Source organism: Streptomyces yatensis (assembly GCF_018069625.1).
GTDB classification, from domain to species: domain Bacteria; phylum Actinomycetota; class Actinomycetes; order Streptomycetales; family Streptomycetaceae; genus Streptomyces; species Streptomyces yatensis.
Genome location: NZ_CP072941.1, coordinates 7723805 through 7749549, shown reverse-complemented (window position 1 = coordinate 7749549; position 25745 = coordinate 7723805). Strand labels below are relative to the sequence as shown.

The following is a 25745-nucleotide window of genomic DNA, read 5'->3' as shown; positions in this document are numbered from 1 at the left end:
TTCAAACTGGGCAGGCTGGACTGTGTTATTCGGCTGTGGCATCACCTGGCCCGCTCCAGCGCCCGCACGGCCAGCCGCCGCGCGATGCCGACCGCGTCCGCGACCACCGACAGTCCGTTCAGCACCGTGGCGCCCTCGTGGAGCAGCAGCAGCTCGTCCGCCGGCTCGTCGGGGTCCGTCACGCCCGCCTCCTCGCACAGCTGCCGCAGATATCCGCGCAGCCAGCGCTTCTGGTCGGCGATCACCTGGCGGGCCGGATGCCCGGCGTCCGGCAGTTCGGCCGCCGCGTTCACGAAACCGCAGCCGCGCGGGTTCTCGCGGGCCACCCAGAGCGCGAGCGCGTCGAACGTGGCCAGGGCGCGATCGGCCGGGGGCGACTTCTCCACCTCGGCGGTGAGCCATGCCCGCCACCGCTCATCGCGCTCCCGCAGATACGCGGCGACCAGGGCCTCCTTGGAGCCGAACCGGTCGTACAGCGTCTTCTTGGTGACACCGGAGCGCTTGGCGATCAGATCCACGCCGACCGCGTTGATCCCCTGCCCGTAGAACAGCTCGGCCGCGGTGTCGAGGATGCGGCGCGCGGCGGGGGTGAGCACTCCTGTAGGCGCTTCCATGCCGTGATCACCTCCGGGTCGGGGTTGACGTGTATACCGATCTGTTTAGTCTAGTGGATGAGGGACTAAACAGATCGGTATACCCGGAGCGGGTGCCAGACCCAGCTCCCGGATCCCAGACCCCAACCAGAGCGAGGACATCCCATGCCCGTCAGCGCCGCCGTCACCTCCATCGGCCTCGTCGTGATGTGGAGCTCCGGCTTCATCGGAGCCGAGCTCGGCACCCGGGAGGCCCCCGCCGACACCCTGCTGATGTGGCGCTTCCTCGCCGCGGCGGCGATCTTGGGGGGCGCCTGGGCGCTGTTCAGGCGCCGCCGACTGCGCCCACGCGCCCTGGCCGAGCAGGCGGCGATCGGCGCGCTCTCGCAGGGCGGCTATCTCGGGGGCATCGTCTGGGCGGTCGGGCTCGGCGTGCCGTCCGGCACCGCCGCGCTGATCGCCGCGCTGCAGCCGCTCGCGGCGGGCGCGCTGGCCGGGCGGCTGCTCGGGGAGACGGTCAGCCCGCGCCAGTGGGCGGGGCTGGCGATCGGGCTCGTCGGGGTCGCGCTCGTCGTCCAGGGCGATCTGTCGGCGGGCCCGACCGCCGCGCCGGCCTGGGCGTACGGGCTGCCCTTCGCCGCCATGGCGGCGCTGCTGGCCGCGAGCTTCCTGGAACGCAGGGCGCGGGCGCCGCTCGCCCCCGTGGACGCCATACCGCTCCACTGCCTCGTCAGCGCCGTGCTGTTCACCGTGGTCGCCCTCGTCGGGGGCGATGCCGCGCCGCCGTCGGGCGGGGGCTTCTGGGCCGCCGTGGTCTGGACGGTGCTGCTCTCCACGGTCGGCGGCTACGGCTTCTACTGGCTGAGCCTGCGCCGCAACGGCGTCACCGGCACCAGCGCGCTGATCTACCTCACGCCCCCGACCACGCTGGTGTGGGCCTACGCGATGTTCGGGGACGCGCCCGGGTGGACCGCCCTCGCGGGCATGGCGGTGTGCGTGATCGGCGTGACGGCCGCCACCGTGCGCCGCCGCCCGGATCGGTCGGCGCGGCTCGCGGAGGAACCGGTGCGTGATCGAGCGGTGCCGCGGGTCCCGGCCGAGTAGGTCGCGCAGCACGCGGGTGCGGAGCGTCCGGCAGGAGCAGGAGCGGCGTGCTTGACGGAAGTCAGACGCAGGTCAAGGAACCGTAAAGCGGGGACGTTCGTTACCCCGGGCATGACCGCTATGACACCCGGCTCGAACCTCCCCCTCCCCGTCGCGCGCGTGGCGGTTGACGTCACCGCTCCGGTGCGGCTCGACGTATCGGGCCTGCTGCTCACCGCCAACGGCAAGGTGCGCTCCGACGACGACTTCGTCTTCTACAACCAGCCCGCCGGACCCGGGGTGACCCATCGCGCCGGTGCGGCGGGCGCGGGCGACACCATCACCGTGGACACCTCCGCCGTGCCCGCCGACATCGAGAAGATCGTGGTGACCGCGAGTCTGGACGCGCCCGGGGCGACGTTCGCGGGCACCGAGCCGACCGCCACCGTGCGCGGCGCCGACGACGGCGCGGTGATCGCCTCCTTCACCCCGCCGCAGCTGGGCACCGAGACCGCGCTGGTGATCGTGGAGGTCTACCGGCGCAATGGGGCGTGGAAGGTGCGCGCGGTCGGGCAGGGGTATGCCAACGGTCTGGCGGGCATCGCCACCGACTTCGGGGTGACCGTCGAGGAGCCCTCGGCCCCGGCCGCCCACGCCACCCAGTCCCCGCCCCCGCCGAGCGGCCCGCCCGCCGGTTTCCAGCCCCCGCCGCCCATGCCGACCGCCCCGCCGGCCGCCGCCCCTGCCGCGCCGCCCGCCGCCGCACCGGCCCCGGCCCCGGCCACCGGGAAGATCAACCTGGACAAGGGCCGCGTCAGCCTGCAGAAGAACCAGACGGTGTCGCTGGTCAAGGGCGGCCGCCCGTTGCTCAGCTCCGTGAAGATGGGCCTGGGCTGGGAGCCCGCCTTCCGCGGCAAGGACATCGACCTGGACGCGTCCGTGATCGCCTTCGGTGTCGACCGTAAGAAGATCGACGCCTGCTTCTTCGGCAAGCTGGCCATCCTCAACGGTGCCATTCAGCACTCCGGCGACAACCTCACCGGTGAGGGCGGCGGCGACGACGAGTCCATCACCGTCCACCTCGGCGGCCTCCCGCCCGAGGTCACCGGCCTGGTCTTCACGGTCAACTCCTTCTCCGGCCAGAAGTTCACCGATGTGGCCAAGGCGTACTGCCGTCTGCTCGACGCCCAGTCCGGCGAGGAGCTGGTCCGCTTCGACCTCACCCACGCCGAGCCGCGCACGGGGGTGATGATGGCGAAGCTGATCAAGCAGTTCTCGGGCGAGTGGGAGATGACCGCGATGGGTGAGTACGTGGACTCACGCACCGTGCGCGGCATGGCCAAGCCCGCCGGCAAGGCCCTCTGACACCCGGCCGGGGCCGGAAGGGCCGGAGGCGAAGCCGGGGCCGCCGGAGTCCGGGGCGCCGGAGCCGAGGTCGCCGGAGTCGGGGTCGCCCGACAGCCCCGCCACGCGGGCCAGGCGCCGGTAGGAATCCAACAGGGCCTCGCGGTCGTAGGTGCTCGTGGTGACCAGCACCTCGTCGGCGTCGCTGCGCTCGATCAGCTCGTCGAGCGCGGCGGCGACCTCGTCCTCCGTGCCGTACAACTGGCCGCGCAGGCCCCGCTCGTAGAAGCCGCGCTCCTTCTCGGTCATCTCCCGGGCCTCGATCTCCGCGGCCGGGGCCAGCGGCGGGAAGACGCCGTGGGTGCGGGAGTGGGCCATCGCCCAGGCCTCGGGGAGCAGCAGCCGGCGGGCCTCCTGCGCCGTGCCGGCGACCGCGACGTTGCCCGAGGCGACGACGTACGGGGCGGAGGACCACGCCGAGGGGCGGAAGCCCGCGCGGTAGCGGTCGATCGCGCGCAGCATCTCGTCCCGGCCCCGCAGATCGCCGATCACCAGGGACAGCCCCGCCTCCGCCGCCAGATCCGCGCCCGCGCCGGTGGCCAGGACGAAGACGGGCGGCCGCAGCCCCTCCGCCGGGTGGGCGTGGACCTGGGGGTAGGCGCCCTGCTCGCCGGTGAACCAGCCGAGCAGCTCGTCCAGTTGGGCGCCGAAGTCCCGCGCCGCGTCCTTCTCGGTGCCCAGGGCGCGGCGGATGCCGTCGGTGAAGCCGACGGAGCGGCCCAGGCCCATGTCGATCCGGCCCGGGAAGAGGGATTCGAGCACCCCGAACTGCTCCGCCACGACCAGCGGGCGGTGGTTCGGCAGCATCACCCCGCCCGTGCCCACCCGGATGCGGACCGTCGCCGCCGCGACGGCGGACGCCAGCACCGTGGGCGCCGAACCGGCGACACCGGGCACGCTGTGGTGCTCGGAGACCCAGAAGCGGTGGTAGCCCAGGGCCTCGGCCTGCTGGGCGAACCGCACGGTGTCGCGCAGCGCCTGCGACCGCTCCCGGCCCTGGCGGGTGCGGGAGCGGTCCAGGATGGAGAAGGGGGTGGTGCGCAGACGTGAGGTCACCCTCACGTCAACGCATCCCCCGGCCGGGCGGATTCCCCCGGCCCTGTGGACCCGCGTCAGCGCTGGCGGCGCCAGGGGCCGGTGATCGCGAGCATGATGCCCGGCACCTGGATGTTGGCGTACAGCGTCGACCCGTCGGGCGAGAAGACCACACCGGTGAACTCGCTGAACTCCGGCTCCTCCGCCGTGCCGATGTTCAGGTCGTTGCGCGCGATCGGGTACGTCCGGCCGTCCTCGGTGGCGCCGAAGAGGTGCTGGATGCCCTCGCCGTCCTCGGCGATGACCAGACCGCCGTACGGCGAGACGGTGATGTTGTCCGGGCCGTCGAAGGCACCGTCCTTCGACGGGTCGGGGTTGACGCCGAGCAGCACCTTGAGGGTGAGGGTGCGGCGCTTGGGGTCGTAGAACCAGACCTGGCCGTCGTGCTGGACCGGGCTCTCCTCACGGGCGAACGAGGAGACGATGTACGCGCCGCCGTCGGCCCACCACATGCCCTCGAGCTTGCGCGCCCGGGTGATCTCGCCGTCCTTGAACTGCTTGCGCACCGACACGGACTTCGCGTCGCGGTCCGGCACCGTCTCCCAGTCCACGCCGTAGACCGTGCCGGTCTTGGTGGCGCGGGACAGGTCGTCCACGAAGTTGCCGCCGGAGTCGTAGCACTTGGGCGCCTGGAGCACCCCCGCGTCGTCCTTGAGCCGGTCGAGCTGGCCGCGGCCGTGCTCGAAGCCGTGCGGCGGCACCCAGCGGTAGAGGAGCCCGTTCGGGCCGGAGGCGTCCTCGGTGAGGTAGAGGTGACCGCGCTTGGGGTCCACGACGACGGCCTCGTGGGCGTACCGGCCCAGGGCCTTGATCGGCTTCGGGTCGCGGTTGGCCTTACGGTCGTGCGGGTCGACCTCGAAGACGTAGCCGTGGTCCTTGGTCATGCCGTTCTGGCCGGCCTTGTCCTCGGTCTCCTCGCAGGTCAGCCAGGTGCCCCAGGGGGTGCGGCCACCGGCGCAGTTGGTGGCGGTGCCCGCGATGCCGACCCACTCGGTGACATGGTCGCCGTGCTTGGAGACCTCGACGACGGTGCAGCCGCCGGAGGCCGCCGGGTCGTAGACCAGCCCCTCGATCAGCGGGACCGGGTGCGGCCACTTACTGCGGGGACCGGCCAGCTCGTGATTGTTGACCAGCAGCGTCGAGCCGCGCGAGCCCTCGAAGGTGGCGGTGCCGTCGTGGTTGGACGGGGTGGACTCGCCGGTCTCCAGCTTCGTCTCACCGGTGCGGGTGATGATCTTGTAGCGGAACCCCTTGGGCAGCGCCAGGATGCCCTTGGGGTCCTCGACGAGCGGACCGTAGCCGAGCGACGCGCCGCCGTGGCCATGGTGGCCCGCGACGCCCGCGGCGCCCGCGTCGGTCGCCTCAGCGGCGAGCGCGCCGGGGGCGGTGGCGAGCACCCCCGCGCTTCCGACCAGGGCGACCCCGGCCCCGGTGTACGCGGAACGCTTCGCGAAGTCTCTTCGGCTGAGCGACATGTCTTCTCCTGAACGCAGGATGGTGGCCTCCGACTGCGGCCATACGTTCCCGCCCCAGGCCGAACATCAGTTGAACGGAGCGCGACATCAAGGGACGAATGGCCGCCGACGCCTTATACGGTGCGGGGGCCGGTATGGCTCTACGCGGCGCGCAACTTTCCGGCGGGGGGCCGCCGCGGGCCCGTCGCGGGCCCGTCGCCCCGTGCGTGGCCTCCAGCCCGCTGGGTGGGGGTGCCGCCGGGCGGCACCCCCACCCAGCGGGCTGACGCCCGCACCGGACCGCGACACGCGAACGGCGGGCCGGCCCCGGGAGGGTGTCAGCCCCGGCACCCGCGCCCGCGCCCGGGGGTGCCCGACGGATCTTTCCCCTCCCCGCCCCTTCCCGATACCAGGGGCTCCGCCCCTGCACCCCGGGGTCTGGAGCGGAGCCCCACCACACGGCGGAGCCGCACACCGATGCCGCAGGAAGGAGCGGGGGCGGGAGCAACCTGCCCGACCGCGCCCCCCACCAGAACCTGCCCCCCGAACCCCGGGGTCCGGGCGACGGAGCCGCACATCGGTGCCACGAAAGGGCGCAGGGACGGGGCAACCTGCCCGACCGCGCCCCTCACCAGAGCTCCGCCCCCGAACCCGAGCTACGGGGCAGAGCCCCACCACACGGCGAAGCCGCACACCGATGCCGCAGGAAGGAGCGGGGGCGGGAGCAACCTGCCCGACCGCGCCCCCCACCAGAACCTGCCCCCCGAACCCCGGGGTCCGGGCGACGGAGCCGCACATCGGTGCCACGAAAGGGCGCAGGGACGGGGCAACCTGCCCGACCGCGCCCCTCACCAGAGCTCCGCCCCCGAACCCGAGGTATGGGGCAGAGCCCCACCACACGGCGAAGCCGCACACCGGTCCCACGAAAAGGCGCGGGCACGGGGAGCCCTGACCGACCCCGCCCCCACCAGGTCACCCCCGACCCCCGGGGTCTGGGGCGGAGCCCCAGTTTCGGGAAGGGGCGGGGAGGGGAACAGCCCGCCGCAGGCGGCACGATCCCGCGGGCATCCGCACCGAGCCGGGCGGGCGTTCCGCGAAGACGCCACGGGGTCGGCCCGGGCCGCAGCGGGCTGGCGTCACGGGTCGGCCGGGCCGCAGCGGGGCCCGCGTACGAGCCGGCCCCGGGCCACGGTGAAGCCCCGCGCCGCTACGCCCTTGAGCGCGCCTTGAAGGCCGCCTTGCGGGCCTCCTTGGCGGCCTGCTTGTCCGGGTGGAGGCGGCCCATCGCCTCCAGGACCTCCGCGGTCGCCGGGTGGTCCACCCGCCAGGCCGAGTCGAAGAAGCTCCCGGACTGGTCGACCAGGCCGCGCACCAGGTCCCGCAGCTCCGCCGAGTCGCCCTCGGTGGCGAGCTGGGCCGCGAGGGTGTCCACGGTCAGCCAGAAGACCATCGCCTCCGACGGCTCCGGGACGCCCGCCACCCCGTGTTCGGCCAGCCAGACCCGGGCCAGCCCGCCCAGGTGGCGGTCGTCGAGCACCTCGCGCAGGGCGGGCTCGGCCTCGGTCCCGACCAGCGAGAGCGTCTGCTGGCAGGTGAGGCGGCGCAGCGGTGCGCCCTCGTCGTCGCCGCGGGCGGCGGCGAGCAGTTCGCGGGCGGCCTCCTCGGGCGTGCGGCGGGCCAGCCACTGTTCGGCCTCGGCCTGGGCGGCGGGCTCGGGGTGGCCGGGGAGGGCGTCGAGCAGGATGTCGGCGCCCTTGTCGGCCAGGTCGCCGACGGCCGGGGCGTCGATGCCCGCCTCGATCATCCGGGCGCGTACGGCGTAGATGCCGAGCGGGGTGAGCCGCACCATGCCGTAGCGCGAGACGTCCTCGTCCTCCAGTTCCTCGGCGGTCTCGGGCTCCTGGATCCGGCCCTCGCCGTCGACCTCCTGGATCAGCGCCTCGTCCACCGGCTGGTAGTCGATGAGACCGGTCGGGGCGAGCAGCCGGAACTGGTCGTCCAGCCGCACCATCGCCTCGGAGACCTCTTCGAGGATGTCGTCGGTGGGCTCGTCCATGTCCTCGGGGACGATCATGGAGGCGGCCAGCGCGGGCAGCGGTACGGAGGCCGCGGCGGCCTCCTCGTCCAGGGCGGTCAGCAGATAGAGGTTGCCGAGCACCCCGTCCAGGAACTCGGCCTCCTCCTCCGGGTTCCAGTCGATCGCGTCGAGGTCGAGTTCACCGCCCTCGCTGATCTGGGCCGCGATGTCGCCCAGATCGGGGGCGGCGGCGTCGGCCAGCACCGTCTCGAAGCCGTCGAGCCAGATGTCCAGGATGTCGCGGGGGCCGCCCTCGGTGATCAGCCGCAGCTCCTCGCCGCTGATCGCGAGGGCGGAGAACTCGTCCCCGAGCGGCGCCTCGCCGTCCGCGCGGTCGCCGGCACCACGGCCATCGCCATCGCCGTCGCCATCGGCCTCGCCCGCGACCTCGGACCGCGCGGCCGCCGCGGCGCCCGACGCCTCCTCGGACTCGTCGATCTCGACCAGCCCGGTGTCGACGGCGAGCTGCCACGCCTGCGCCGTGTGCTCGGGTCCGTCCTCGTCCCCCGACAGCCCCAGCAGCTCGATCGCCGCCCGCAGCTCGCCCTCCGGCAGCACCCCGCCCGACGCCACCGGCTTCCCCGGCTCGGCCCAGCGGGCGAGCCGGACCGCGCGGGCGAGGAGCGGCGCGGCGAGTGCGTCCCGCGCGAGTTCCGCGTCGGTGCGAAGCCGCACGGGCGGCATGGTGGGGCGCTCTTCTGGCATGGGCGGACGTCACTCCTCGGGGCGCGGAAGTCGCGGGGCTATGGGGCTGTGGGGGCTGTGGAGCTGTGCGGGGCTGTGGAGCTGTGCGGGGCTGTGGAGCTGTGCGGGGCTGTGGAGCTATGAGGCTATGGGTCCCAGGACCCCGCTGTGGAGCCATGGGGGTACGGATATGCGGGTGTACGGGCACGGGCGCCACGGCACGGCCCGGACCCCAGCGTAGACGGAACGGGACGGCACTTTCGTCCCGATGTGGTCCCGCGCCCGATCCCGCACCGCGGCAGGCGGTGAATTCGGCCAGTGGGCTGCGGGAACCGGCCGGGGCGAGGGGGCGCGCGGCGTCCCCTCGTTCATGCTCCCGCCCCGCCCCCGCCATCCGCACGCCACCCGTCCTGTCTTGACAACTTCCGCGCCCAGGAAAGAGATTGACGCGCGTAGAGGCGATTTCCTCGCCGTTCACTCCTTTCCGGAGGCCACCACCATGTCCCTTCGCGCACCGCGCGGACCCGTCGCCGTCACCGCCGTCGCCGCCTCCGCCCTCGCGGCCGGGCTGCTCGTCGTGCCCTCGTCGGCCTCCGCCGCCGAGATCCGCATCCATGACATCCAGGGCAGCACCCGAATATCCCCGCTCGCCGGACAGCAGGTGACCGAGGTCCCCGGCACGGTCACGGCGATACGCGCCTTCGGCTCCTCCCGCGGCTTCTGGATCCAGGACACCGAGCCCGACCGGGACGCGGCCACCAGCGAGGCGATCTTCGTCTTCACCGGATCGACCACGCCCTCGGTCGCCGTGGGCGACTCGGTGCTGGTCTCCGGGACGGTGTCCGAGTACTACCCGGGCGGCAAGGACGCCGGTCTGCAGTCGCTCACCGAGATCTCCAAGGCCACCTGGACGGTCCGGTCCTCCGGCAACGCGCTGCCCGCCGCCTACCGGCTCAACCCGTCCACGATCCCCGACCGCTACACCCCCGAGGCGGGCGGCGCCTCCATCGAGGGGCTGACGCTGCGGCCGCGCTCGTACGCCCTGGACCGCTACGAGTCCCTCGAAGGCATGCGGGTCTCGGTCGAGAACGCCCCCGTGGTCGGCGCGACCAACACCTACAAGGAGCTGTGGGTCACCGCCGAGCCCCGCCACCGGCGGACCGCGCGCGGCGGCGCCCTCTACGGCTCGTACCGCGACCCCAACGCGGGCCGGGTGAAGGTGGTCTCCCTCCTCCCCTACGCCGAGCACCCCTTCCCGGTCGCGGACGTCGGCGACGCGCTGACCGGCACCACGGCCGGACCGCTGGACTACGACAACTTCGGCGGCTACACGCTCGCGGCCACCACGATGGGCGACCTGGCCGACCACGGCCCCGAGCGGGAGACCACCCGCAAGCAGAAGGCGGACGAACTCTCCATCGCCACCTACAACGTGGAGAACCTCTCCCCCAAGACCGCCCAGTCGAAGTTCGACCGGCTGGCCACCGGGCTGGTGGAGCACCTCGCCTCGCCGGACATCGTCGCACTGGAGGAGGTCCAGGACGACAACGGCGCCACGAACGACTCGGTGGTGGGCGCCGACGCCACGCTGACCAAGCTCACCGACGCGATCAAGGCGGCGGGCGGCCCCTCGTACGAGTGGCGCCAGATCGACCCGGTTGACGACCAGGACGGCGGCGAGCCGGGCGGCAACATCCGCGTGGCGTTCCTCTACAACTCCGAGCGGGTCTCCTTCACCGACATCCCCGGCGGCGACTCCACCACCCCGGTGACGGTCGAGAAGAAGGGCGGCAGGGCCACGCTGTCGGCCTCCCCCGGCCGTATCGACCCGGCGAACGGCGTCTGGAAAGCCAGCCGCAAGCCGCTGGTCGGGCAGTTCTCCTTCCGCGGCCGCCCGGTGTTCGTGGTGGCGAACCACTTCAACTCCAAGGGCGGCGACCAGGGCCTGGACAGCCGCTTCCAGCCCCCGGCCCGCTCCTCGGAGACCCAGCGCACCGGGCAGGCCAAGACCGTCAACACCTTCGTCAAGGCGCTGCTGAACGCCGACCCGAAGGCGGCCGTGGTCGTCGCGGGCGACCTCAACGACTACCAGTTCTCGCCCGCGCTGGCCGACCTCACCAAGGGCGGTGTGCTGACCGACCTGGTGACCCGGCTGCCGAGGGACGAGCGCTACGGCTATGTCTACAACGGCAATTCGCAGGTGCTGGACCACATCCTGACCAGCCGCGCGCTGCGCCGTGCCGACTACGACATCGTGCACGTCAATGCCGAGTTCGCGGACCAGTCCAGCGACCACGACCCGCAGGTGGTGCGGGTGCGCCCCTGAGGCGTCGGCTGACGGACGAGCGGCGGCCCGGTGGGGAAGGGAGTCCCCCACCGGGCCGCCGCCTTACCGCCGTTGATCAGTTATGGCTGTGCAGCGCCTCGTTCAGCCCGCCCCAGGAACCGGTGCGGGGCAGCGCCTCGACCGCGCCGGTGATGGAGTTGCGGCGGAAGAGGAGGTTGTCGGCGCCGGAGAGCTCCAGGGCCTTGGCGATCTTGCCGTCCGGGAGGGTGACGCGGGTGCCCGCCGTCACATACAGCCCCGCCTCCACGATGCAGTCGTCGCCGAGCGGGATGCCCAGGCCCGCCTCGGCGCCGAGCAGGCAGCGCTCGCCGATGGTGATCGTCTGCTTGCCGCCGCCGGAGAGGGTGCCCATGATCGAGGCGCCGCCGCCGATGTCCGAGCCGTCGCCGACCACGACGCCCGCGCTGATCCGGCCCTCGACCATGGAGGTGCCCAGCGTGCCGGCGTTGAAGTTGACGAAGCCCTCGTGCATGACCGTGGTCCCGGGGGCGAGGTGCGCGCCGAGGCGGACCCGGTCGGCGTCGCCGATACGGACGCCGGCGGGGACGACGTAGTCGGTCATCCGGGGGAACTTGTCGACACTGGTCACCGACAGGTGCAGCCCCTCGGCGCGGGCGGCCAGCCGGGCCCGCTCCACCTGGTCGGCGGCGACGGGGCCGAGCGAGGTCCAGGCGACGTTGGCCAGCAGGCCGAACTGACCGTCCAGGCTCAGGCCGTGCGGCTTGACCAGCCGGTGGCTGAGCAGATGCAGCCGCAGATAGACGTCGTGCGCGTCCAGCGGCTTCTCGTCCAGCGAGGCGATGACCGTGCGGACGGCGACGACCTCGACGCCGCGCCGGGGGTCCGGTCCGACCGCCTTGAGGGAGGTCTCGCCCAGCAGCTGCGCGGTCCGCTCGGCGTCGAGCCGCTCGGTCCCGGCCGGGCCGGGCTCGGCGGCCAGCTCGGGGGCCGGGAACCAGGTGTCCAGAACGGTGCCGTCCTCGGTGAGGGTGGCGAGACCGGCGGCGACGGCGCCGGTGGGGGCGGTGGTGGATGCATCGGTCATGGTCAGAACGCTAACCGGAGGCGGGGCCGGGAGGCGAACCGGTCTCAGCGAGCGGGCCCGGGAGGCTCGTCACGCGGTGTCGGCGAGCGGCCCCCGGCGCCCCGTCCTCGCCGTCGTCTCCACCCATGAGCCGCACCAGCGCCGCGCGGGTGCCCTCCCGGTCGTACGGGCGGTCCGCCAGCAGCACCTGCAGGGTCAGTCCGTCGATCAGAGCCACCACGGCGCGCGCCGTGGCCGCGTCGGGCACCAGTCGCGTCAGCATCCGGGCCATCTCGTCCAGACATTCGGCGGCGAGCGGACGCAGCCCCTCATGGCGCAACGCGGCGAAGTACAGCTCGTACTCCAGCTCCATCCGCGCCCGTTCGCCCGTGAGCTGATCCTCCAGCCACCGGGCCAGCTCGTCCGCCGGCGGCGCGGCCGGATCGACGCCCTCCACCCAGCTCTCCACCTCCGCCAGCCATTCCGCGTTGATCTGGCGGAGCGCCGCGATCAGCAGGTCGTCGAGGGTCGCGAAATGGTAGGTCGTCGAGCCCAGTGGCACATCGGCCGCGGCGGCCACGGCCCGGTGGGCGAGCCCCGCGATGCCACGCTCGCGGACCACGGCGGCCGCGGCGTCGATGATCCGCTGCCGCCGGTCGGGGTCGTAGCGGCGCCCCATCAGTGGGCGCCGTTCAGATTGAGCACCACCACTCCGGCGATGACCAGCAGCACGCCGAGCACCTTGGCGGCGGTCATCGCCTCCCCCAGGAAGAGCATGCCGATCGCGGCGATGACGGCGGTCCCGGCCCCGGCCCATATGGCGTAGGCGGTGCTGACGGAGATGGTCTTGAGGGTGTGCGCGAGCAGCACGAAGGACAGCAGATAGCCCGCGCCGGTGGCCAGCGAGGGCCAGAGCCTGCTGAAGCCTTCGCTGTACTTCATCGAGGTGGTCGCCAGGATCTCGGCCAGGATGGCCCCGGAGAGCGTCACATATCCCATGCGTACAAGTGTACACAACGATGCGTACGGCCGTACATAAAGACGGATCCGGAACATGCGAACGGCCCCCGCGCCGAAGCGCGGGGGCCGCTCACACAAGCCCAGGGGGCGAGACCTCAGACGTTGAAGCCGAGGGCGCGCAGCTGCTCACGTCCATCGTCGGTGATCTTGTCCGGGCCCCACGGCGGCATCCAGACCCAGTTGATCCGGAGCTCGTTGACGATGCCGTCGGTCGCGGACTTCGCCTGGTCCTCGATGACATCGGTCAGCGGACAGGCCGCCGAAGTCAGCGTCATGTCGATCGTCGCGATGTTGGCGTCGTCGATGTGAATGCCGTAGATCAGCCCGAGGTTGACCACGTCGATGCCCAGCTCGGGGTCCACGACGTCGTACAGGGCCTCGCGGACCTCTTCCTCGCTGGCGGGCTTGGTGGTGGTCACGTTGTCACTCATGCGGTCTTCCCTCCGGCGGTCTCACCCAGTGCCTGTGCCGTGGCGTCCTTCCATGCCATCCAGCTCAGCAGGGCGCATTTCACACGGGCCGGGTACTTGGAGACACCGGCGAACGCGATCGCGTCCTCCAGCACCTCCTCCATGGCGTCGTCCGGCTCGGCCTTGCCCTTGGACTGCATCAGATGCAGGAAGGTCTCCTGGATCCTGCGGGCCTCGGCCAGCTCCTTGCCCACCAGCAGCTCATTGAGCACGGAGGCGCTGGCCTGGCTGATGGAACAGCCCTGGCCCTCGTAGCTCACGTCCTCGATGGTCTCGCCGTCAAGCCGCACCCTGAGCGTGATCTCGTCACCGCAGGTCGGATTGACATGGTGTACCTCTGCGTCGCCGTCCCTCAGGCCCCGTCCATGGGGGTTCTTGTAGTGGTCCAGGATCACGTCCTGGTACATCGAATCCAGCTTCACGCGGCACGCCCCTACCCGAAGAAGTTCCGTACGTGCTCCAGGCCCTCCACCAAGGCGTCGACCTCGGCCGGAGTGGAGTACAGATAGAACGACGCTCGGGTGGTCGCCGGAATTCCATAGCGCAGGCATACGGGGCGGGCGCAGTGGTGGCCGACCCGGACCGCGATTCCCTGCTCGTCGAGCACCTGGCCCACATCGTGGGGGTGGATGTCGCCGAGCGTGAAGGAGATCGTGGCGCCGCGCTCCTCGGCCGTGGTGGGGCCGATGATGCGCAGGTCCGGCACCTCCAGGAGCCTGCCGACCGCGTAGTGCGTGAGGGCGTGCTCATGGCGGGTGATGTTGTCCATGCCGATCGAGGTGAGGTAGTCCACGGCCGCGCCGAGGCCGACGGCCTGGGCGATCGGGGGCGTACCGGCCTCGAACTTGTGCGGCGCCGGGGCGTAGGTGGACGAGTGCATCGAGACGGTCTCGATCATCTCGCCGCCGCCGAGGAACGGCGGCAGGTCCTCCAGCAGCTCCTGGCGGCCCCACAGCACACCGATGCCGGTCGGGCCGCACATCTTGTGGCCGGTGAAGGCCACGAAGTCGGCCTGGAGCGCCTGCACGTCCAGCAGCATGTGCGGGGCGGCCTGGGAGGCGTCGATCACCACGAGGGCGCCGACGTCCTGGGCGCGGCGGACGATCGCCTCGACCGGGTTGACCGTGCCGAGGATGTTGGAGACCAGCACGAACGAGACGACCTTGGTCTTCTCGGTGATGACCTGCTCTATCTCCGACAGGTCGAGCCGGCCGTCCTCGGTGAGGCCGAACCACTTCAGCTTCGCGCCGGTGCGCTGCGAGAGCAGCTGCCACGGAACGATGTTGGAGTGGTGCTCCATCTCGGTGATGACGATCTCGGTGTCCTGGTCCACCCGGTAGGGCTCGTCGGCCCAGCCGAGCATGTTGGCGACCAGGTTCAGCGACTCCGAGGCGTTCTTGGTGAAGATCACCTCGTCGCGGCTGGGAGCGTTGATGAAGGCGGCGACCTTGTCGCGGGCGCCCTCGTACAGCTCCGTGGCCTCCTCGGCGAGCACATGGACGCCGCGGTGCACATTGGCGTTGGAGCGCTCGTAGTAGTCGTTGAGCACGTCCAGCACCTGGCGCGGCTTCTGCGACGTCGCCGCGTTGTCCAGATAGACGAGCTTCTTGCCGTCATGGACGACACGGTCCAGGATCGGGAAGTCCTTGCGGATCGCCTCGGTGTCGAGGAGGCCCGGCAGCTGTGTCACTCGGATGCGCCTCCCTTCACGTACGCCTCGTAGCCCTCTTCCTCCAGCTTGTCGGCCAGCTCCGGGCCGCCGGACTCGGCGATCCGGCCCGCCGCGAAGACGTGGACGTGGTCGGGCTTGATGTACCGCAGGATGCGGGTGTAGTGGGTGATCAGCAGGGTGCCGACCTGGCCCGCCTCACGGACCCGGTTGACGCCCTCGGAGACCACCCGCAGTGCGTCGACGTCGAGGCCGGAGTCGGTCTCGTCGAGGATCGCGATGGCCGGCTTCAGCAGCTCCAGCTGGAGGATCTCGTGGCGCTTCTTCTCACCGCCGGAGAAGCCCTCGTTGACATTCCGCTCGGCGAAGGACGGGTCGATGTTGAGGCGCTCCATGGCCTCCTTGACCTCCTTCACCCAGGTGCGCAGCTTGGGCGCCTCGCCGCGGATCGCGGTCGCGGAGGTGCGCAGGAAGTTGGAGACGGAGACGCCGGGCACCTCGACCGGGTACTGCATGGCGAGGAAGACACCGGCGCGGGCGCGCTCGTCGACGGACATCGCGAGCACGTCCTCGCCGTCCAGCGTCACAGTGCCACTGGTGATCGTGTACTTCGGGTGCCCGGCGAGCGAGTAGGCGAGGGTGGACTTGCCGGAGCCGTTGGGGCCCATGATGGCGTGCGTCTCGCCCTGCTTCACGGTCAGGTCGACACCGCGCAGGATCTCGCGGGGGCCGCCCTCGGCGTCGACGGAAACGTGCAGGTCGTGGATCTCAAGCGTGGCCATGGGTGCCTCAGGACTCCTGGGTGACGGAGACGAGCACATCGTCCCCTTCGATCTTTACGGGGTACACGGGGATCGGGCGCGTCGCGGGGAGGCCGGACGGCTTGCCGGTGCGCAGGTCGAAGCTGGAGCCGTGCAGCCAGCACTCGATCTGGCAGTCCTCCACCTCGCCCTCGGACAGCGAGACGTTCGCATGCGAGCAGATGTCGTTGACCGCGAACACCTCGCCCTCGGTGCGCACAAGAGCGATGGGCACGCCCTCGAGCTCGACCCGCTTGGGGGTGTCGTCCTCGAGTTCGTCCAGCGCGCAGGCGCGTACGAAGGTGTTGGTCATCCTACGGACGCCTCCAGCTCGGCCTCGATCTTGGAGATGAGCCGCTCCTCCAGGTCGGGGATCCCGATCTGCTGGACGAGCTCGGCGAAGAAGCCGCGGACCACCAGACGGCGGGCCTCGTCGGCCGGGATGCCGCGCGCCATCAGGTAGAAGAGCTGCTCGTCCTCGAAGCGGCCGGTCGCGCTCGCGTGACCGGCGCCGACGATCTCACCGGTCTCGATCTCCAGGTTCGGCACCGAGTCGACACGGGCGCCGTCGGTGAGGACCAGGTTCCTGTTGAGCTCGTAGGTGTCGGTGCCCTCCGCGGCGGCCCGGATCAGCACATCGCCGATCCACACCGCGTGCGCCTCGGCGCCCTGCAGCGCGCCCTTGTAGGCCACGTTGCTCCGGCAGTGCGGGGTGTCGTGGTCGATGAAGAGCCGGTGCTCCTGGTGCTGGCCGTTGTCGGTGAAGTACACGCCGTAGAGCTCGGCCTCACCGCCCGGGGCGCCGTAGACGACGCGCGGGTGGAGCCGCACCAGATCGCCGCCGAAGGTGACGACCACGGACTTGAAGGTGGCGTCCCGGCCGACCAGCGCGGTGTGCTGACCGGCGTGGACCGCGGTGTCGTCCCAGTCCTGGACCGAGACCACGGTGAGCTTGGCGCCGTCGCCGATCAGGTACTCCACATTGGCGGCGAGGGTGGCGTCACCGGTGTGGTCGATGACCACGACCGCCTCGGCGAAGGCGCCGACCTCGACCACCTGGTGGCCGAAGGCGGTGCCGCCCTCGCCGTGCACGGCGATCCGCACCGGCTCGGTGAGCACCGTCTCCTTGGGCACCGAGACGACCGACGCCTTCTCGAAGGAGCTGTACGCCTGGGCCGCCACCCGGTCCACCGGCTTGCCGGCCTTCCCCAGGCGTGCGTCGTCACGGCCCACGGTCTCGACCGTGACGCCCTCGGGGGCGGTCACCTCGACCTTGACGCCGCCGTCGGCGACAGCCGTGCCGTCATGGAGACCGCGCAGCCGCTCCAGCGGGGTGAACCGCCAGTCCTCCTCGCGGCCATGGGGCACCGGGAAGTCGGCCACGTCGTACGACGCGGGCGCGCTCACCCGGGCATCGGTGGGCTGGCCCACCTGGATGACGCCGTCCGTGGTGGATCCGGCCGGGATGGTTTCAGCCATGGCTGTCGTACTGCTCTCTTTCTGCCTGATGGGCCTGAACGGGATGCCCGGGCGGAGGACGGTGTCCCCCGCCGGGGCCGGAAGGGGGTGGCGTCAGCCGACCGCGCCCTCCATCTGCAGCTCGATCAGCCGGTTGAGCTCCAGCGCGTACTCCATGGGCAGCTCGCGCGCGATCGGCTCGACGAAGCCGCGCACGATCATCGCCATGGCCTCGTCCTCGGACAGACCGCGGCTCATCAGGTAGAAGAGCTGGTCGTCGCTGACCTTGGAGACGGTCGCCTCATGGCCCATGGACACGTCGTCCTCGCGGACGTCCACATAGGGGTAGGTGTCCGAGCGGGAGATCGTGTCGACGAGCAGGGCGTCACAGAGCACATTGGACTTGGAGCCCTCGGCGCCCTCGCCGATCTCGATCAGACCGCGGTAGGAGGTGCGGCCGCCGCCGCGCGCCACCGACTTGGAGACGATGTTGGACGAGGTGCGGGGGGCCATGTGGACCATCTTGGCGCCCGCGTCCTGGTGCTGGCCCTCGCCCGCGAAGGCGATGGACAGGGTCTCGCCCTTGGCGTGCTCACCCATCAGGTAGACGGCGGGGTACTTCATGGTCACCTTGGAGCCGATGTTGCCGTCGACCCACTCCATGGTCGCGCCCTCGTAGGCCACGGCGCGCTTGGTGACCAGGTTGTAGACGTTGTTCGACCAGTTCTGGATGGTCGTGTAGCGGCAGCGGGCGCCCTTCTTGACGATGATCTCGACGACCGCGGAGTGCAGCGAGTCCGACTTGTAGATCGGCGCGGTGCAGCCCTCGACGTAGTGGACGTAGGCGTCCTCGTCGACGATGATCAGCGTCCGCTCGAACTGGCCCATGTTCTCGGTGTTGATCCGGAAGTACGCCTGCAGCGGGATCTCCACGTGCACGCCCTTCGGCACGTAGATGAACGAGCCGCCGGACCAGACCGCCGTGTTCAGCGAGGCGAACTTGTTGTCGCCCGCGGGGATCACGGTGCCGAAGTACTCCTGGAACAGCTCCGGGTGCTCCTTGAGCGCCGTGTCGGTGTCCAGGAAGATGACACCCTGCTCCTCCAGGTCCTCACGGATCTGGTGGTAGACGACCTCGGACTCGTACTGGGCCGCGACACCCGCGACGAGGCGCTGCTTCTCGGCCTCCGGGATGCCCAGCTTGTCGTACGTGTTCTTGATGTCCTCGGGCAGGTCGTCCCACGAGGCGGCCTGCTGCTCGGTGGAGCGGACGAAGTACTTGATGTTGTCGAAGTCGATGCCCGACAGGTCCGAGCCCCAGGTGGGCATGGGCTTCTTGCCGAAGAGCTTCAGGCCCTTGAGGCGGAGCTTGAGCATCCACTCCGGCTCGGACTTCTTCCCCGAGATGTCGCGTACGACGTCCTCGGAGAGGCCGCGCTTGGCCGAGGCGCCGGCCACGTCGGAGTCGGCCCAGCCGTACTCGTAGTTGCCCAGGCCTTCAAGCTCGGGGTGAGCGGTCTCCGTGGGGAGAGTCATTCGGGGTTCCTCCCGGCCGTGCTGGCAGATGCGGTGGTGGTCTTGGTGGTGCTGGTGTCGGTCTTCTCGACCTTGCCGGTCTTCGGAATGAACGTCGTGCACACTCCGTCGCCATGGGCGATGGTGGCCAGACGCTGCACATGAGTTCCGAGCAGCTGGGAGAAGACCTCGGTCTCCGCCTCACACAGCTGCGGATATCGCTCGGCTGCGTGGGCGACCGGGCAGTGGTGCTGGCAGAGCTGTTCGCCGACCGGCGCGCTGCGCGCCGTAGCAGCGTACCCGTCCGCGGAGAGCGCGTCGGCGAGGGCTTCGGTGCGGCGGCCGGGGGCGGCGGCCTCGACGCTGCCGCGGTATCCCTCCGCCTGGGCGGCGAGCCTGGCGCGGGCGAACGCGGCGACCGCGGCGCGGCCCGCCTCGCCGCCTCCGGCGCTCTGCTCGATCCAGTGCAGGGCGTCGACGGCGAGCTTGTCGTAGGCCTGGTCGAAGGCGTCGCGGCCGCAGTCGGTGAGCGCGAAGACCTTGGCCGGGCGGCCGCGCCCCCGCGCCCCGTACACCCTCTTCTCTCGGGGCTCGACGACGCCGTCGGCGACGAGGGTGTCCAGGTGGCGGCGGACGGCCGCCTGGGTCAGCTCCAGCCGCAGGGCGAGCTCCGCCGCGGTGGAGGGACCATGGTCGAGGATGGATCGCGCGACCCGGTTACGGGTGCCGTGCTGCTCTTCCGGCGCGGATGCGGGCGCGCCAGACCGCGCGGCCAGTTCGGCCGCGCGTTCGTTCGGAGCCTCGCTCGCGTATTTCACAACGCCATTGTTGCGTAATTCCCCGGCGCGACACAAGCGGGGAGATCTGCAGGTCCGGTGGGGTACGTCACTTAGGTGTACCTAAGTCCGAGAGGGTCCCGTACCCCGGTTCACCTGCGGCGACGCCGTCGCGGCCGGGCGGCGGGCTCCGCGGCTTCCGGCCCTGCCGCCCACAGGGGCCCCGGCGATTCGTAGACTGCCGGACATGCGAGAAGAGCCCGCGGTCGACATCGTCGGCCTGGTCAAGCGGTACGGCCCGAAGACCGCGGTCGACGGGCTCGACCTGTCCGTGGACCGGGGCGCCGTGACCGCCGTTCTCGGCCCCAACGGAGCCGGTAAGACCACCACCGTCGAGACCTGCGAGGGATACCGCCGCCCCGACGCCGGCACGGTCCGGATATTCGGGCTCGATCCGGTGGCGGACGCCCCCGCGCTGCGCCCCCGGGTCGGGGTGATGCTGCAGTCCGGAGGCGTTTATTCCGGCGCGCGCGCAGAAGAGATGCTGCGCCATACCGCCTCCCTCCACGCGCATCCGGTCGACGTCGACCTGCTGATCGACCGGCTCGGCCTCGCCTCCTGCGGCCGGACCACCTACCGGCGGCTCTCCGGCGGCCAGCAGCAGCGGCTCGCGCTCGCCATGGCCGTCGTCGGCCGCCCCGAGCTGGTCTTCCTCGACGAGCCGACCGCCGGACTCGACCCACAGGCCCGCCACGCCACCTGGGACCTCATCCGCGATCTGCGGGACGACGGGGTCACGGTGATGCTGACGACCCACTACATGGACGAGGCCGAGCAGCTCGCCGACGATGTGGCGATCATCGACGGCGGCAAGGTGATCGCCCGGGGCAGCCCCGAGGAGCTGTGCCGGGGCGGCGCCGAGAACACCCTGCGCTTCGGCGGCCGCCCCGCACTCGACCTGGCCTCGCTCCTCAAGGCGCTGCCCGCCGACTCAACGGCCGCCGAGCTGACCCCGGGCTCGTACCGCGTCACCGGCAAGGTCAACCCCCAGATGCTGGCCACCGTCACCTCCTGGTGCGCGCAGAACGGTGTGCTGCCGGACCGGATCTCGGTCGAGCGGCACACCCTCGAGGACGTCTTCCTGGAGCTCACCGGTAAGGAGCTGCGAGCGTGACCGCCACGGGCACTTTTCTCCCCAAGCCGGGGGCGGCCCCGCTGATGAGGATGATCCGGGCGCAGGCCGCGCTGGAGACCCGGATGCTGCTGCGCAACGGCGAGCAGCTGCTGCTGACCGTCGTCATCCCGTCCCTGCTGCTGGTGCTCTTCAGCACCGTCGACATCGTCGACACGGGCGCCGACGGCAGCACGGTGGACTTCCTGACGCCCGGCGTACTGGCCCTTGCCGTGCTGTCCACGGCGTTCACCGGACAGGCCATCGCCACCGGCTTCGAGCGGCGCTACGGCGTGCTCAAGCGGCTCGCCGTCTCACCGCTGCCGCGGTGGGGGCTGATGACCGCCAAGACCCTCGCGGTGCTGGTCACCGAGGTCCTGCAGATCGTGCTGCTGACCGCGATCGCGCTGGCGCTGGGCTGGTCGCCGCACGGTGACCCGCTCTCGGTGGCGCTGCTGCTGATCCTGGGCACGGCGGCGTTCTCCGGCCTCGGGCTGCTGATGGCGGGCACCCTGAAGGCCGAGGCGACCCTGGCCGCCGCCAACCTGGTCTTCCTGCTGCTGCTCGTGGCCGGCGGGGTGATCGTGTCGTTGGACAAGTTCCCGGGCGCGGTGCGCGGCGCACTGGAGCTGCTGCCGATCTCGGCGCTCTCGGGCGGGCTGCGGGACGTCCTCCAGGACGGGGGCGGGATGCCGTGGCGGGATCTGGGGATCCTGGCGGTCTGGGCGGTGCTGGGGCTGGGCGCGGCGGCGCGCTTCTTCCGCTGGGAGTAGCTTCCGCCGGGAGTAGCTTCCGCCGGGAGTAGCTTCCGCCGGGAGCGGCTTCCGCCGGGAGCGGCTTCCGCCGGGAGCGGCTTCCGCCGGGGTCGGCTTCCGCCGGGAGCGGCCTCGGCTGGGAGTGGCCCGAACACCTCTGCGAGCTGCGGCTTTACCGAAGCACTACCCCTCGTGAAAAGCTGCACAAGCGGCGGCCTACGATGTTCCCGTGCCGAATTCGCTGAATCCGTTCGAGCTGATCGCCCGGCGCTGGCAGCCCTCCGCGCGCTTCGTGGAGCGGGCCGCGCTGGCCACCGTGGTGATGGCCGTGGTCATCGTCGTGACCGGTGGCGCGGTCCGGCTCACCCAGTCCGGGCTGGGCTGTGACACCTGGCCCAAGTGCACCTCCGGGAGCCTGACGCCGACCGCTGAAATGGGGATCAACGGCGTCATCGAGTTCAGCAATCGCATGCTGACGTACGTCCTCTGCGTGGTCGTGGGGCTGGTGATCATCGCCGCCCGCGCCCGGACGCCGGTGCGCCGGCCCCTCACCCGGCTCGGCTGGGCCCAGTTCTGGATCGTCATGGGCAACGCCGTGGTCGGCGGCATCACGGTGCTCACCGGACTCAACCCGTACATCGTCAGCTCGCACTTCCTGCTGTCCTCCGTGCTGCTCACGGTCGCCGTGGTGACCTGGTGGCGGGCGCGCGAGGGCGACGCCGAGCCGCGCGATCTCGTGGCCACGCCGGTGCGCCAGCTGACCCGGCTGCTGATCGCGGCCACCGGCGCGCTCATCGTCATCGGCACCGTGGTCACCGGCGCGGGTCCGCACGCCGGTGACGCCCGCAAGGTGCACCGCATCCCGCTGAACTGGCAGGAGATCACCCAGCTCCACGTGGACTTCGTCTACATCGTGCTGGGTCTCACCGTCGCTCTGTGGTTCACACTGCGGGCCGTGAAGGCCCCGGCCGCCCAGCGCCGTACGGTCCTGGAGCTCCTCGTCGTCCTGCTCCTGCAGGGCGTGGTCGGGTACGTGCAGTACTTCACCCATCTGCCCGAGGTCGTCGTCGGCATCCATATGCTCGGCTCCTGCCTGGTGTGGATCGCGGTGCTGCGGGTGCTGCTCGCCCAGCGCGAGCGCCCCGCGCTTCCGGCGGCCGTCCCCGCCCCCACCGGCGACCACGAGACCGTTCAGCCCGAGCCGGCCGCGTCCAGCCGGTAGACCCGGCGCGCGGTCCCGGCCGCGACCAGCCCGGCGATCCGCTGGGCCTCGGCCCGGGTGCAGATCTCCTCGGCGACCCATTCGTCCGCCAGCCGGGCCATGGCCTGGCCGAACAGCCGGGACGCGGTCACATACAGCTCGGGCAGCCCCCGCGCGCCCGTCGAGAAGAGCAGCTTGCCGAACGGCGCCTCGCCCAGGGTCTCCCCGGGCCGCGGCCCGGCGTCCGCGTAGACATGCGGGAAGGCCGCGGCGAGCTGGGCCGCCCGCCGGTGGTGCGGCCGGTCGGGCAGCAGCACCAGATCGGTGCCGAACCCCGCCGTGGCGCGCAGGAAGCCGACCAGCGACTGCGGATCGGCGCAGTGCAGCTGCACCGGCAGGCCGGTCGCGACGGCGCTCCACAGCAGATGCTGGGCGAGCGCGGGGTCGGGGGCGCGGTCCCGGGCCGGGCGTACGGTGAGCGCGAGCCAGCGGGCGGCGGCGCGCCGGACCTCGCGCGGATCGGGCGGCAGCTCGTCGCAGAAGGCGATCCCCATGGCGAAGGCGGTCGCGTGCTGGGCCGCCGCGTACAGCGCCTCGGCGGTGTTGCCGATGAAGGCGTCGACCGTGCCGGAGGTGTCGGCGACCTGCTCGGCCAGCGGCTCCAGCCGGACCACCTCATGGACCGCGCCGTCGGCCGTCGTGGCCAGTTCCTCGGCGGTGCTGAGGTCGTCCCGGGCGCCGGACTCCAGCAGGAAGGTGCCGATACCGGCGCCGCGCAGCAGCAGCCGTGCGGCCCGGTAGGCACCCAGCTCACGGCGGCGGGCGAGATAGCTGACGGGCGCGCAGTGGGGCTCCATGCCCAGCAGCGGGGGACACCAGCGGCGCACGGCCAGACCGGTCCAGCTGTCGAAGAAGGTGGTGCCGGCCGGGGCCGCGCCCGACCCGGCGGCGGCCGCCAGATGGGTTTCGAACGAGCCGACGCCGAGTTCGCCGTCGACCGTGCCGTGGCTGTGCTGGTCGACCAGCGGGGGCAGCGTGATCGGTCCCGCCACCGGGCCCGGCCCGTCCCGGGGGACCGGGCCGGTCGGCGGGCCCAGGGTGTTCGGGGAGTCCGTCGCCTCGTGCATCGCCGCCGCCTCTCGCCCTCCGGCATCGACGGGCTTAACGGACGGAAGGGGCGCGAGGTGTCGCCGGACCCGTTCTCAGGCGTTCTACGAGGCGGGTGCCGGAGGGTTGCCGGGCCCGCCGAGCTGGATGCCCGCCATGCGCGCCCACTCGTACGGACCGGTGCGGACCTTGGCGGCCAGCTCGCCGTCGAAGGCGTCCTGGAGGGTCAGCCCGGCGATCTCGGCCGCGCGCCGCGCGCTCTCCTGCGAGGGGGCGACGAGAACGCCCCATTCGCCGTCGGCGCCGACGAGGGCGATCCGGACGGAGCCGCGCCCGATGTGGGCGATCTGCCCCTCGGCGCTGCCGCCGTGGCCGGTGGCGAAGGCCGTGATCTGGCGGGCGAGCCGCTCGGCCCGCTTCTCGTCCTTGGAGGGCTTGGCCGGCTTGGAGGGCGTGTCCGGCTCGGACGCCGCTTCCGGCGCGGAGGCGGCCTGCGCGGCCGACCCGCCGCCCTCGGGAGACTTGGGCGGCTCGGACGGCTTGGCCGGCTCGGACGCTGCGGCCGGCGCGGAGGCCTGCGCGGCCGACCCGCCGCCCTCGGGAGACTTGGGCGGCTCGGACGGCTTGGCCGGCTCGGACGCTGCTTCCGGCGCGGAGGCCTGCGCGGCCGACTCCCCGCCCTCGGAAGACTTGGGCGGCTCGGACGCTGCGGCCGGCGCGGAGGGCTCTGCGGCCGACTCGCCGCTCTCCGTCGGCTCCGGCTGGGTGGTGTCTGCCATACAGCCGATGCTACCCGCCGGTAATCACCGCAGGAAAGGGTCCACGGCCACGGCGACGAACAGCAGCGACACATAGGTGATCGACCAGTGGAACAGCCGCATCTCCTTGAGCTTCGCCCCCATGATCCCGGCCTTGGCGCGTCCCTGGAGCGCGTGCGCCTCCTTCAGCCAGAACCCGCCGAGCACCGCCGCGACGACCGGGTAGAACCAGCCGGTGTAGCCCAGCGGCCACAGCAACAGGGAGACGCCCACCATGGCCCAGCTGTAGAGGACGATCTGGCGCGCGACCACCTTGTTGCCCGCGATCACCGGCAGCATCGGCACGCTCGCCCGCTCGTAGTCCTCCTTGACCTTCATCGACAGCGGCCAGTAGTGCGGCGGCGTCCAGAAGAAGATCACGAGGAAGAGGATGACGGCGGCCCAGGAGACCTCGTCGGTCACCGAGGACCAGCCGATCAGCACGGGCATGCAGCCGGCGATGCCGCCCCAGACGATGTTCTGCGAGGTGCGCCGCTTGAGCCACATCGTGTAGACGACGACGTAGAAGACCAGCGCACCGAGCGACAGCATCGCGGACAGCGGGTTGACCAGCGCCCAGAACCAGGCCGTCGACCCCGCCGCGAGCGCGAAGGCGAAGACGAGGCATTCGCGCGGCGAGACCATGCCGGTCACGAGCGGGCGCTGCGCGGTGCGCTCCATCAGCGCGTCGATGTCCCGGTCGTAATACATGTTGAACGCGGCCGCGCCACCGGCCGACAGATAGCCGCCGACACAGGTCGCGACCACCAGCCACAGATCCGGGACGCCCTGGGCGGCCAGGAACATGACCGGCACGGTCGTCATCAGCAGCAGTTCGATGACGCGCGGCTTGGTCAGCGCCACGAACGCCATGACACGGGCCCCGAACGGCCGGTGACCGGAGCTCGTTTCGCTCGTCTCGAGCACCCCCGCAGGACGGGATTCGACGGCCGTCACGCACACCCCTGGTGGAAGCAAGAACCAGCAAGCACCGGACATGAAGAGCCGGTAAAGACTTGCGCGTACCACGCCACTCTAGACGTAGCGGATACGCCGCCCGCCGCCGGGGTCCCTCGTGTTGAAGGGGCACCGTAAGGCGCCCGCAAGGCGCCCGCAAGGCACCCGCGAGGCGGCGGCGCCCGGCGGACGGCGGGCCGGGCACGGCCCGGAACGGCCCCTTCCGTAGGGCCCGGGACGCCATCCGGACGGGCCCCGGAGGGAATGCGGCCACCTCGGAATTCGTTC

Annotated in this window: 23 protein-coding genes and 1 pseudogene; 6 read left to right on the top strand and 18 right to left on the bottom strand. The window is 71.7% G+C overall.

Features of this window, described 5'->3' with window-relative positions; translation table 11 throughout:
• Positions 1 to 41 precede the first annotated feature (41 nt).
• On the bottom strand, positions 42 to 614 hold the full coding sequence (locus J8403_RS32320) for a TetR/AcrR family transcriptional regulator (RefSeq protein ID WP_211126246.1): 573 nt from the start codon (positions 612 to 614) through the stop codon (positions 42 to 44).
• A 144-nt stretch (positions 615 to 758) separates the two neighbouring features.
• Between J8403_RS32320 and J8403_RS32315 the strand changes: the two genes are divergently transcribed.
• Positions 759 to 1697 (top strand): DMT family transporter, encoded by a 939-nt coding sequence (locus J8403_RS32315; RefSeq protein ID WP_211126245.1) that lies wholly within the window; start codon positions 759 to 761, stop codon positions 1695 to 1697.
• 120 nt (positions 1698 to 1817) lie between these two features.
• Positions 1818 to 3041: a TerD family protein gene (locus J8403_RS32310; protein ID WP_211128537.1), complete on the top strand. Its 1224-nt coding sequence runs from the start codon at positions 1818 to 1820 to the stop codon at positions 3039 to 3041.
• Here J8403_RS32310 and J8403_RS32305 read toward each other — a convergent pair.
• The 3 genes from J8403_RS32305 to J8403_RS32295 all read right to left on the bottom strand — a co-directional run bounded on the left by J8403_RS32305 (position 2994) and on the right by J8403_RS32295 (position 8411).
• A complete protein-coding gene (locus tag J8403_RS32305; protein WP_246586402.1) occupies positions 2994 to 4136 on the bottom strand; it encodes an LLM class flavin-dependent oxidoreductase in 1143 nt (380 codons plus the stop codon). The genes J8403_RS32310 and J8403_RS32305 overlap by 48 nt on opposite strands.
• Before the next feature lie 56 nt (positions 4137 to 4192).
• A complete protein-coding gene (locus J8403_RS32300; RefSeq protein ID WP_211126244.1) occupies positions 4193 to 5650 on the bottom strand; it encodes an alkaline phosphatase PhoX in 1458 nt (485 codons plus the stop codon).
• Positions 5651 to 6836: 1186 nt separating this feature from the next.
• Positions 6837 to 8411: a hypothetical protein gene (locus J8403_RS32295; protein ID WP_211126243.1), complete on the bottom strand. Its 1575-nt coding sequence runs from the start codon at positions 8409 to 8411 to the stop codon at positions 6837 to 6839.
• A 478-nt stretch (positions 8412 to 8889) separates the two neighbouring features.
• Between J8403_RS32295 and J8403_RS32290 the strand changes: the two genes are divergently transcribed.
• A complete protein-coding gene (locus tag J8403_RS32290) occupies positions 8890 to 10716 on the top strand; it encodes an endonuclease/exonuclease/phosphatase family protein (RefSeq protein ID WP_211126242.1) in 1827 nt (608 codons plus the stop codon).
• Positions 10717 to 10792: 76 nt separating this feature from the next.
• Here the strand turns inward: J8403_RS32290 and dapD are convergent, their stop codons facing one another.
• The 11 genes from dapD to J8403_RS32235 all read right to left on the bottom strand — a co-directional run bounded on the left by dapD (position 10793) and on the right by J8403_RS32235 (position 19511).
• Positions 10793 to 11782 carry a 2,3,4,5-tetrahydropyridine-2,6-dicarboxylate N-succinyltransferase gene (gene dapD, locus J8403_RS32285; RefSeq protein WP_211126241.1) on the bottom strand — a complete coding sequence of 330 codons (990 nt, stop codon included), beginning with the start codon at positions 11780 to 11782 and terminating at the stop codon, positions 10793 to 10795.
• A gap of 10 nt (positions 11783 to 11792) precedes the next feature.
• Positions 11793 to 12440 carry a TetR/AcrR family transcriptional regulator gene (locus tag J8403_RS32280; protein ID WP_246586086.1) on the bottom strand — a complete coding sequence of 216 codons (648 nt, stop codon included), beginning with the start codon at positions 12438 to 12440 and terminating at the stop codon, positions 11793 to 11795.
• Positions 12440 to 12760, bottom strand: a complete 321-nt coding sequence (locus tag J8403_RS32275; protein WP_014059853.1) for a DMT family transporter — start codon at positions 12758 to 12760, stop codon at positions 12440 to 12442. Before J8403_RS32275 ends, J8403_RS32280 begins: the two co-directional genes overlap by 1 nt.
• A gap of 116 nt (positions 12761 to 12876) precedes the next feature.
• Positions 12877 to 13212 carry a metal-sulfur cluster assembly factor gene (locus J8403_RS32270; protein ID WP_059144908.1) on the bottom strand — a complete coding sequence of 112 codons (336 nt, stop codon included), beginning with the start codon at positions 13210 to 13212 and terminating at the stop codon, positions 12877 to 12879.
• Entirely contained in the window at positions 13209 to 13673 is a 465-nt protein-coding gene (sufU, locus tag J8403_RS32265; protein WP_093460899.1) for a Fe-S cluster assembly sulfur transfer protein SufU, read from the bottom strand. Before sufU ends, J8403_RS32270 begins: the two co-directional genes overlap by 4 nt.
• A gap of 11 nt (positions 13674 to 13684) precedes the next feature.
• A complete protein-coding gene (locus J8403_RS32260) occupies positions 13685 to 14941 on the bottom strand; it encodes a cysteine desulfurase (RefSeq protein ID WP_119986918.1) in 1257 nt (418 codons plus the stop codon).
• Complete coding sequence (sufC, locus tag J8403_RS32255; protein WP_211126240.1) at positions 14938 to 15702, bottom strand: Fe-S cluster assembly ATPase SufC; 765 nt, start codon at positions 15700 to 15702, stop codon at positions 14938 to 14940. The genes J8403_RS32260 and sufC overlap by 4 nt, the downstream gene beginning before the upstream one ends.
• Positions 15703 to 15709: 7 nt before the next feature.
• Positions 15710 to 16033, bottom strand: a complete 324-nt coding sequence (locus tag J8403_RS32250) for a bifunctional 3-phenylpropionate/cinnamic acid dioxygenase ferredoxin subunit (protein WP_211126239.1) — start codon at positions 16031 to 16033, stop codon at positions 15710 to 15712.
• Entirely contained in the window at positions 16030 to 17199 is a 1170-nt protein-coding gene (gene sufD, locus J8403_RS32245) for a Fe-S cluster assembly protein SufD (protein WP_211126238.1), read from the bottom strand. Before sufD ends, J8403_RS32250 begins: the two co-directional genes overlap by 4 nt.
• Positions 17200 to 17292: 93 nt before the next feature.
• Positions 17293 to 18714, bottom strand: a complete 1422-nt coding sequence (gene sufB, locus J8403_RS32240) for a Fe-S cluster assembly protein SufB (RefSeq protein ID WP_014059860.1) — start codon at positions 18712 to 18714, stop codon at positions 17293 to 17295.
• Complete coding sequence (locus J8403_RS32235) at positions 18711 to 19511, bottom strand: helix-turn-helix transcriptional regulator (protein WP_211126237.1); 801 nt, start codon at positions 19509 to 19511, stop codon at positions 18711 to 18713. Before J8403_RS32235 ends, sufB begins: the two co-directional genes overlap by 4 nt.
• Before the next feature lie 205 nt (positions 19512 to 19716).
• On the opposite strand from J8403_RS32235, the gene J8403_RS32230 reads away from it, so the two are divergent.
• The 3 genes from J8403_RS32230 (at position 19717) to J8403_RS32220 (ending at position 22617) form a co-directional block, all read left to right on the top strand.
• A complete protein-coding gene (locus J8403_RS32230; RefSeq protein ID WP_211126236.1) occupies positions 19717 to 20643 on the top strand; it encodes an ABC transporter ATP-binding protein in 927 nt (308 codons plus the stop codon).
• Positions 20640 to 21413: an ABC transporter permease gene (locus J8403_RS32225; RefSeq protein ID WP_059144917.1), complete on the top strand. Its 774-nt coding sequence runs from the start codon at positions 20640 to 20642 to the stop codon at positions 21411 to 21413. The genes J8403_RS32230 and J8403_RS32225 overlap by 4 nt, the downstream gene beginning before the upstream one ends.
• Before the next feature lie 211 nt (positions 21414 to 21624).
• The gene (locus tag J8403_RS32220; protein ID WP_211126235.1) at positions 21625 to 22617 is read left to right on the top strand and encodes a COX15/CtaA family protein; all 993 of its coding nucleotides are present in this window, start codon (positions 21625 to 21627) and stop codon (positions 22615 to 22617) included.
• On the opposite strand, the gene J8403_RS32215 is transcribed toward J8403_RS32220, so the two are convergent.
• The 3 genes and pseudogenes from J8403_RS32215 to J8403_RS32205 all read right to left on the bottom strand — a co-directional run bounded on the left by J8403_RS32215 (position 22587) and on the right by J8403_RS32205 (position 25457).
• Positions 22587 to 23723 (bottom strand): amidohydrolase, encoded by a 1137-nt coding sequence (locus tag J8403_RS32215; RefSeq protein ID WP_246586085.1) that lies wholly within the window; start codon positions 23721 to 23723, stop codon positions 22587 to 22589. The two genes, J8403_RS32220 and J8403_RS32215, sit on opposite strands and share 31 nt — an antisense overlap.
• An 84-nt stretch (positions 23724 to 23807) precedes the next feature.
• Positions 23808 to 24122: pseudogene (locus J8403_RS32210) on the bottom strand (hypothetical protein); the annotation flags it as partial.
• Between the two features lie 384 nt (positions 24123 to 24506).
• On the bottom strand, positions 24507 to 25457 hold the full coding sequence (locus tag J8403_RS32205) for a heme o synthase (RefSeq protein WP_211126234.1): 951 nt from the start codon (positions 25455 to 25457) through the stop codon (positions 24507 to 24509).
• Positions 25458 to 25745: the final 288 nt, after the last annotated feature.

Coding starts and splice junctions, on each gene's coding strand:
- J8403_RS32215 (WP_246586085.1), bottom strand. CDS start 23,723: ATGCACGAGGCGACGGACTCCCCGAACACCCTGGGCCCGCCGACCGGC.
- sufC (WP_211126240.1), bottom strand. CDS start 15,702: ATGGCCACGCTTGAGATCCACGACCTGCACGTTTCCGTCGACGCCGAG.
- sufB (WP_014059860.1), bottom strand. CDS start 18,714: ATGACTCTCCCCACGGAGACCGCTCACCCCGAGCTTGAAGGCCTGGGC.
- J8403_RS32280 (WP_246586086.1), bottom strand. CDS start 12,440: ATGGGGCGCCGCTACGACCCCGACCGGCGGCAGCGGATCATCGACGCC.
- J8403_RS32320 (WP_211126246.1), bottom strand. CDS start 614: ATGGAAGCGCCTACAGGAGTGCTCACCCCCGCCGCGCGCCGCATCCTC.
- J8403_RS32295 (WP_211126243.1), bottom strand. CDS start 8,411: ATGCCAGAAGAGCGCCCCACCATGCCGCCCGTGCGGCTTCGCACCGAC.
- J8403_RS32230 (WP_211126236.1), top strand. CDS start 19,717: ATGCGAGAAGAGCCCGCGGTCGACATCGTCGGCCTGGTCAAGCGGTAC.
- J8403_RS32250 (WP_211126239.1), bottom strand. CDS start 16,033: ATGACCAACACCTTCGTACGCGCCTGCGCGCTGGACGAACTCGAGGAC.
- dapD (WP_211126241.1), bottom strand. CDS start 11,782: ATGACCGATGCATCCACCACCGCCCCCACCGGCGCCGTCGCCGCCGGT.
- J8403_RS32310 (WP_211128537.1), top strand. CDS start 1,818: ATGACACCCGGCTCGAACCTCCCCCTCCCCGTCGCGCGCGTGGCGGTT.
- J8403_RS32315 (WP_211126245.1), top strand. CDS start 759: ATGCCCGTCAGCGCCGCCGTCACCTCCATCGGCCTCGTCGTGATGTGG.
- J8403_RS32275 (WP_014059853.1), bottom strand. CDS start 12,760: ATGGGATATGTGACGCTCTCCGGGGCCATCCTGGCCGAGATCCTGGCG.
- sufD (WP_211126238.1), bottom strand. CDS start 17,199: ATGGCTGAAACCATCCCGGCCGGATCCACCACGGACGGCGTCATCCAG.
- J8403_RS32290 (WP_211126242.1), top strand. CDS start 8,890: ATGTCCCTTCGCGCACCGCGCGGACCCGTCGCCGTCACCGCCGTCGCC.
- J8403_RS32270 (WP_059144908.1), bottom strand. CDS start 13,212: ATGAGTGACAACGTGACCACCACCAAGCCCGCCAGCGAGGAAGAGGTC.
- J8403_RS32300 (WP_211126244.1), bottom strand. CDS start 5,650: ATGTCGCTCAGCCGAAGAGACTTCGCGAAGCGTTCCGCGTACACCGGG.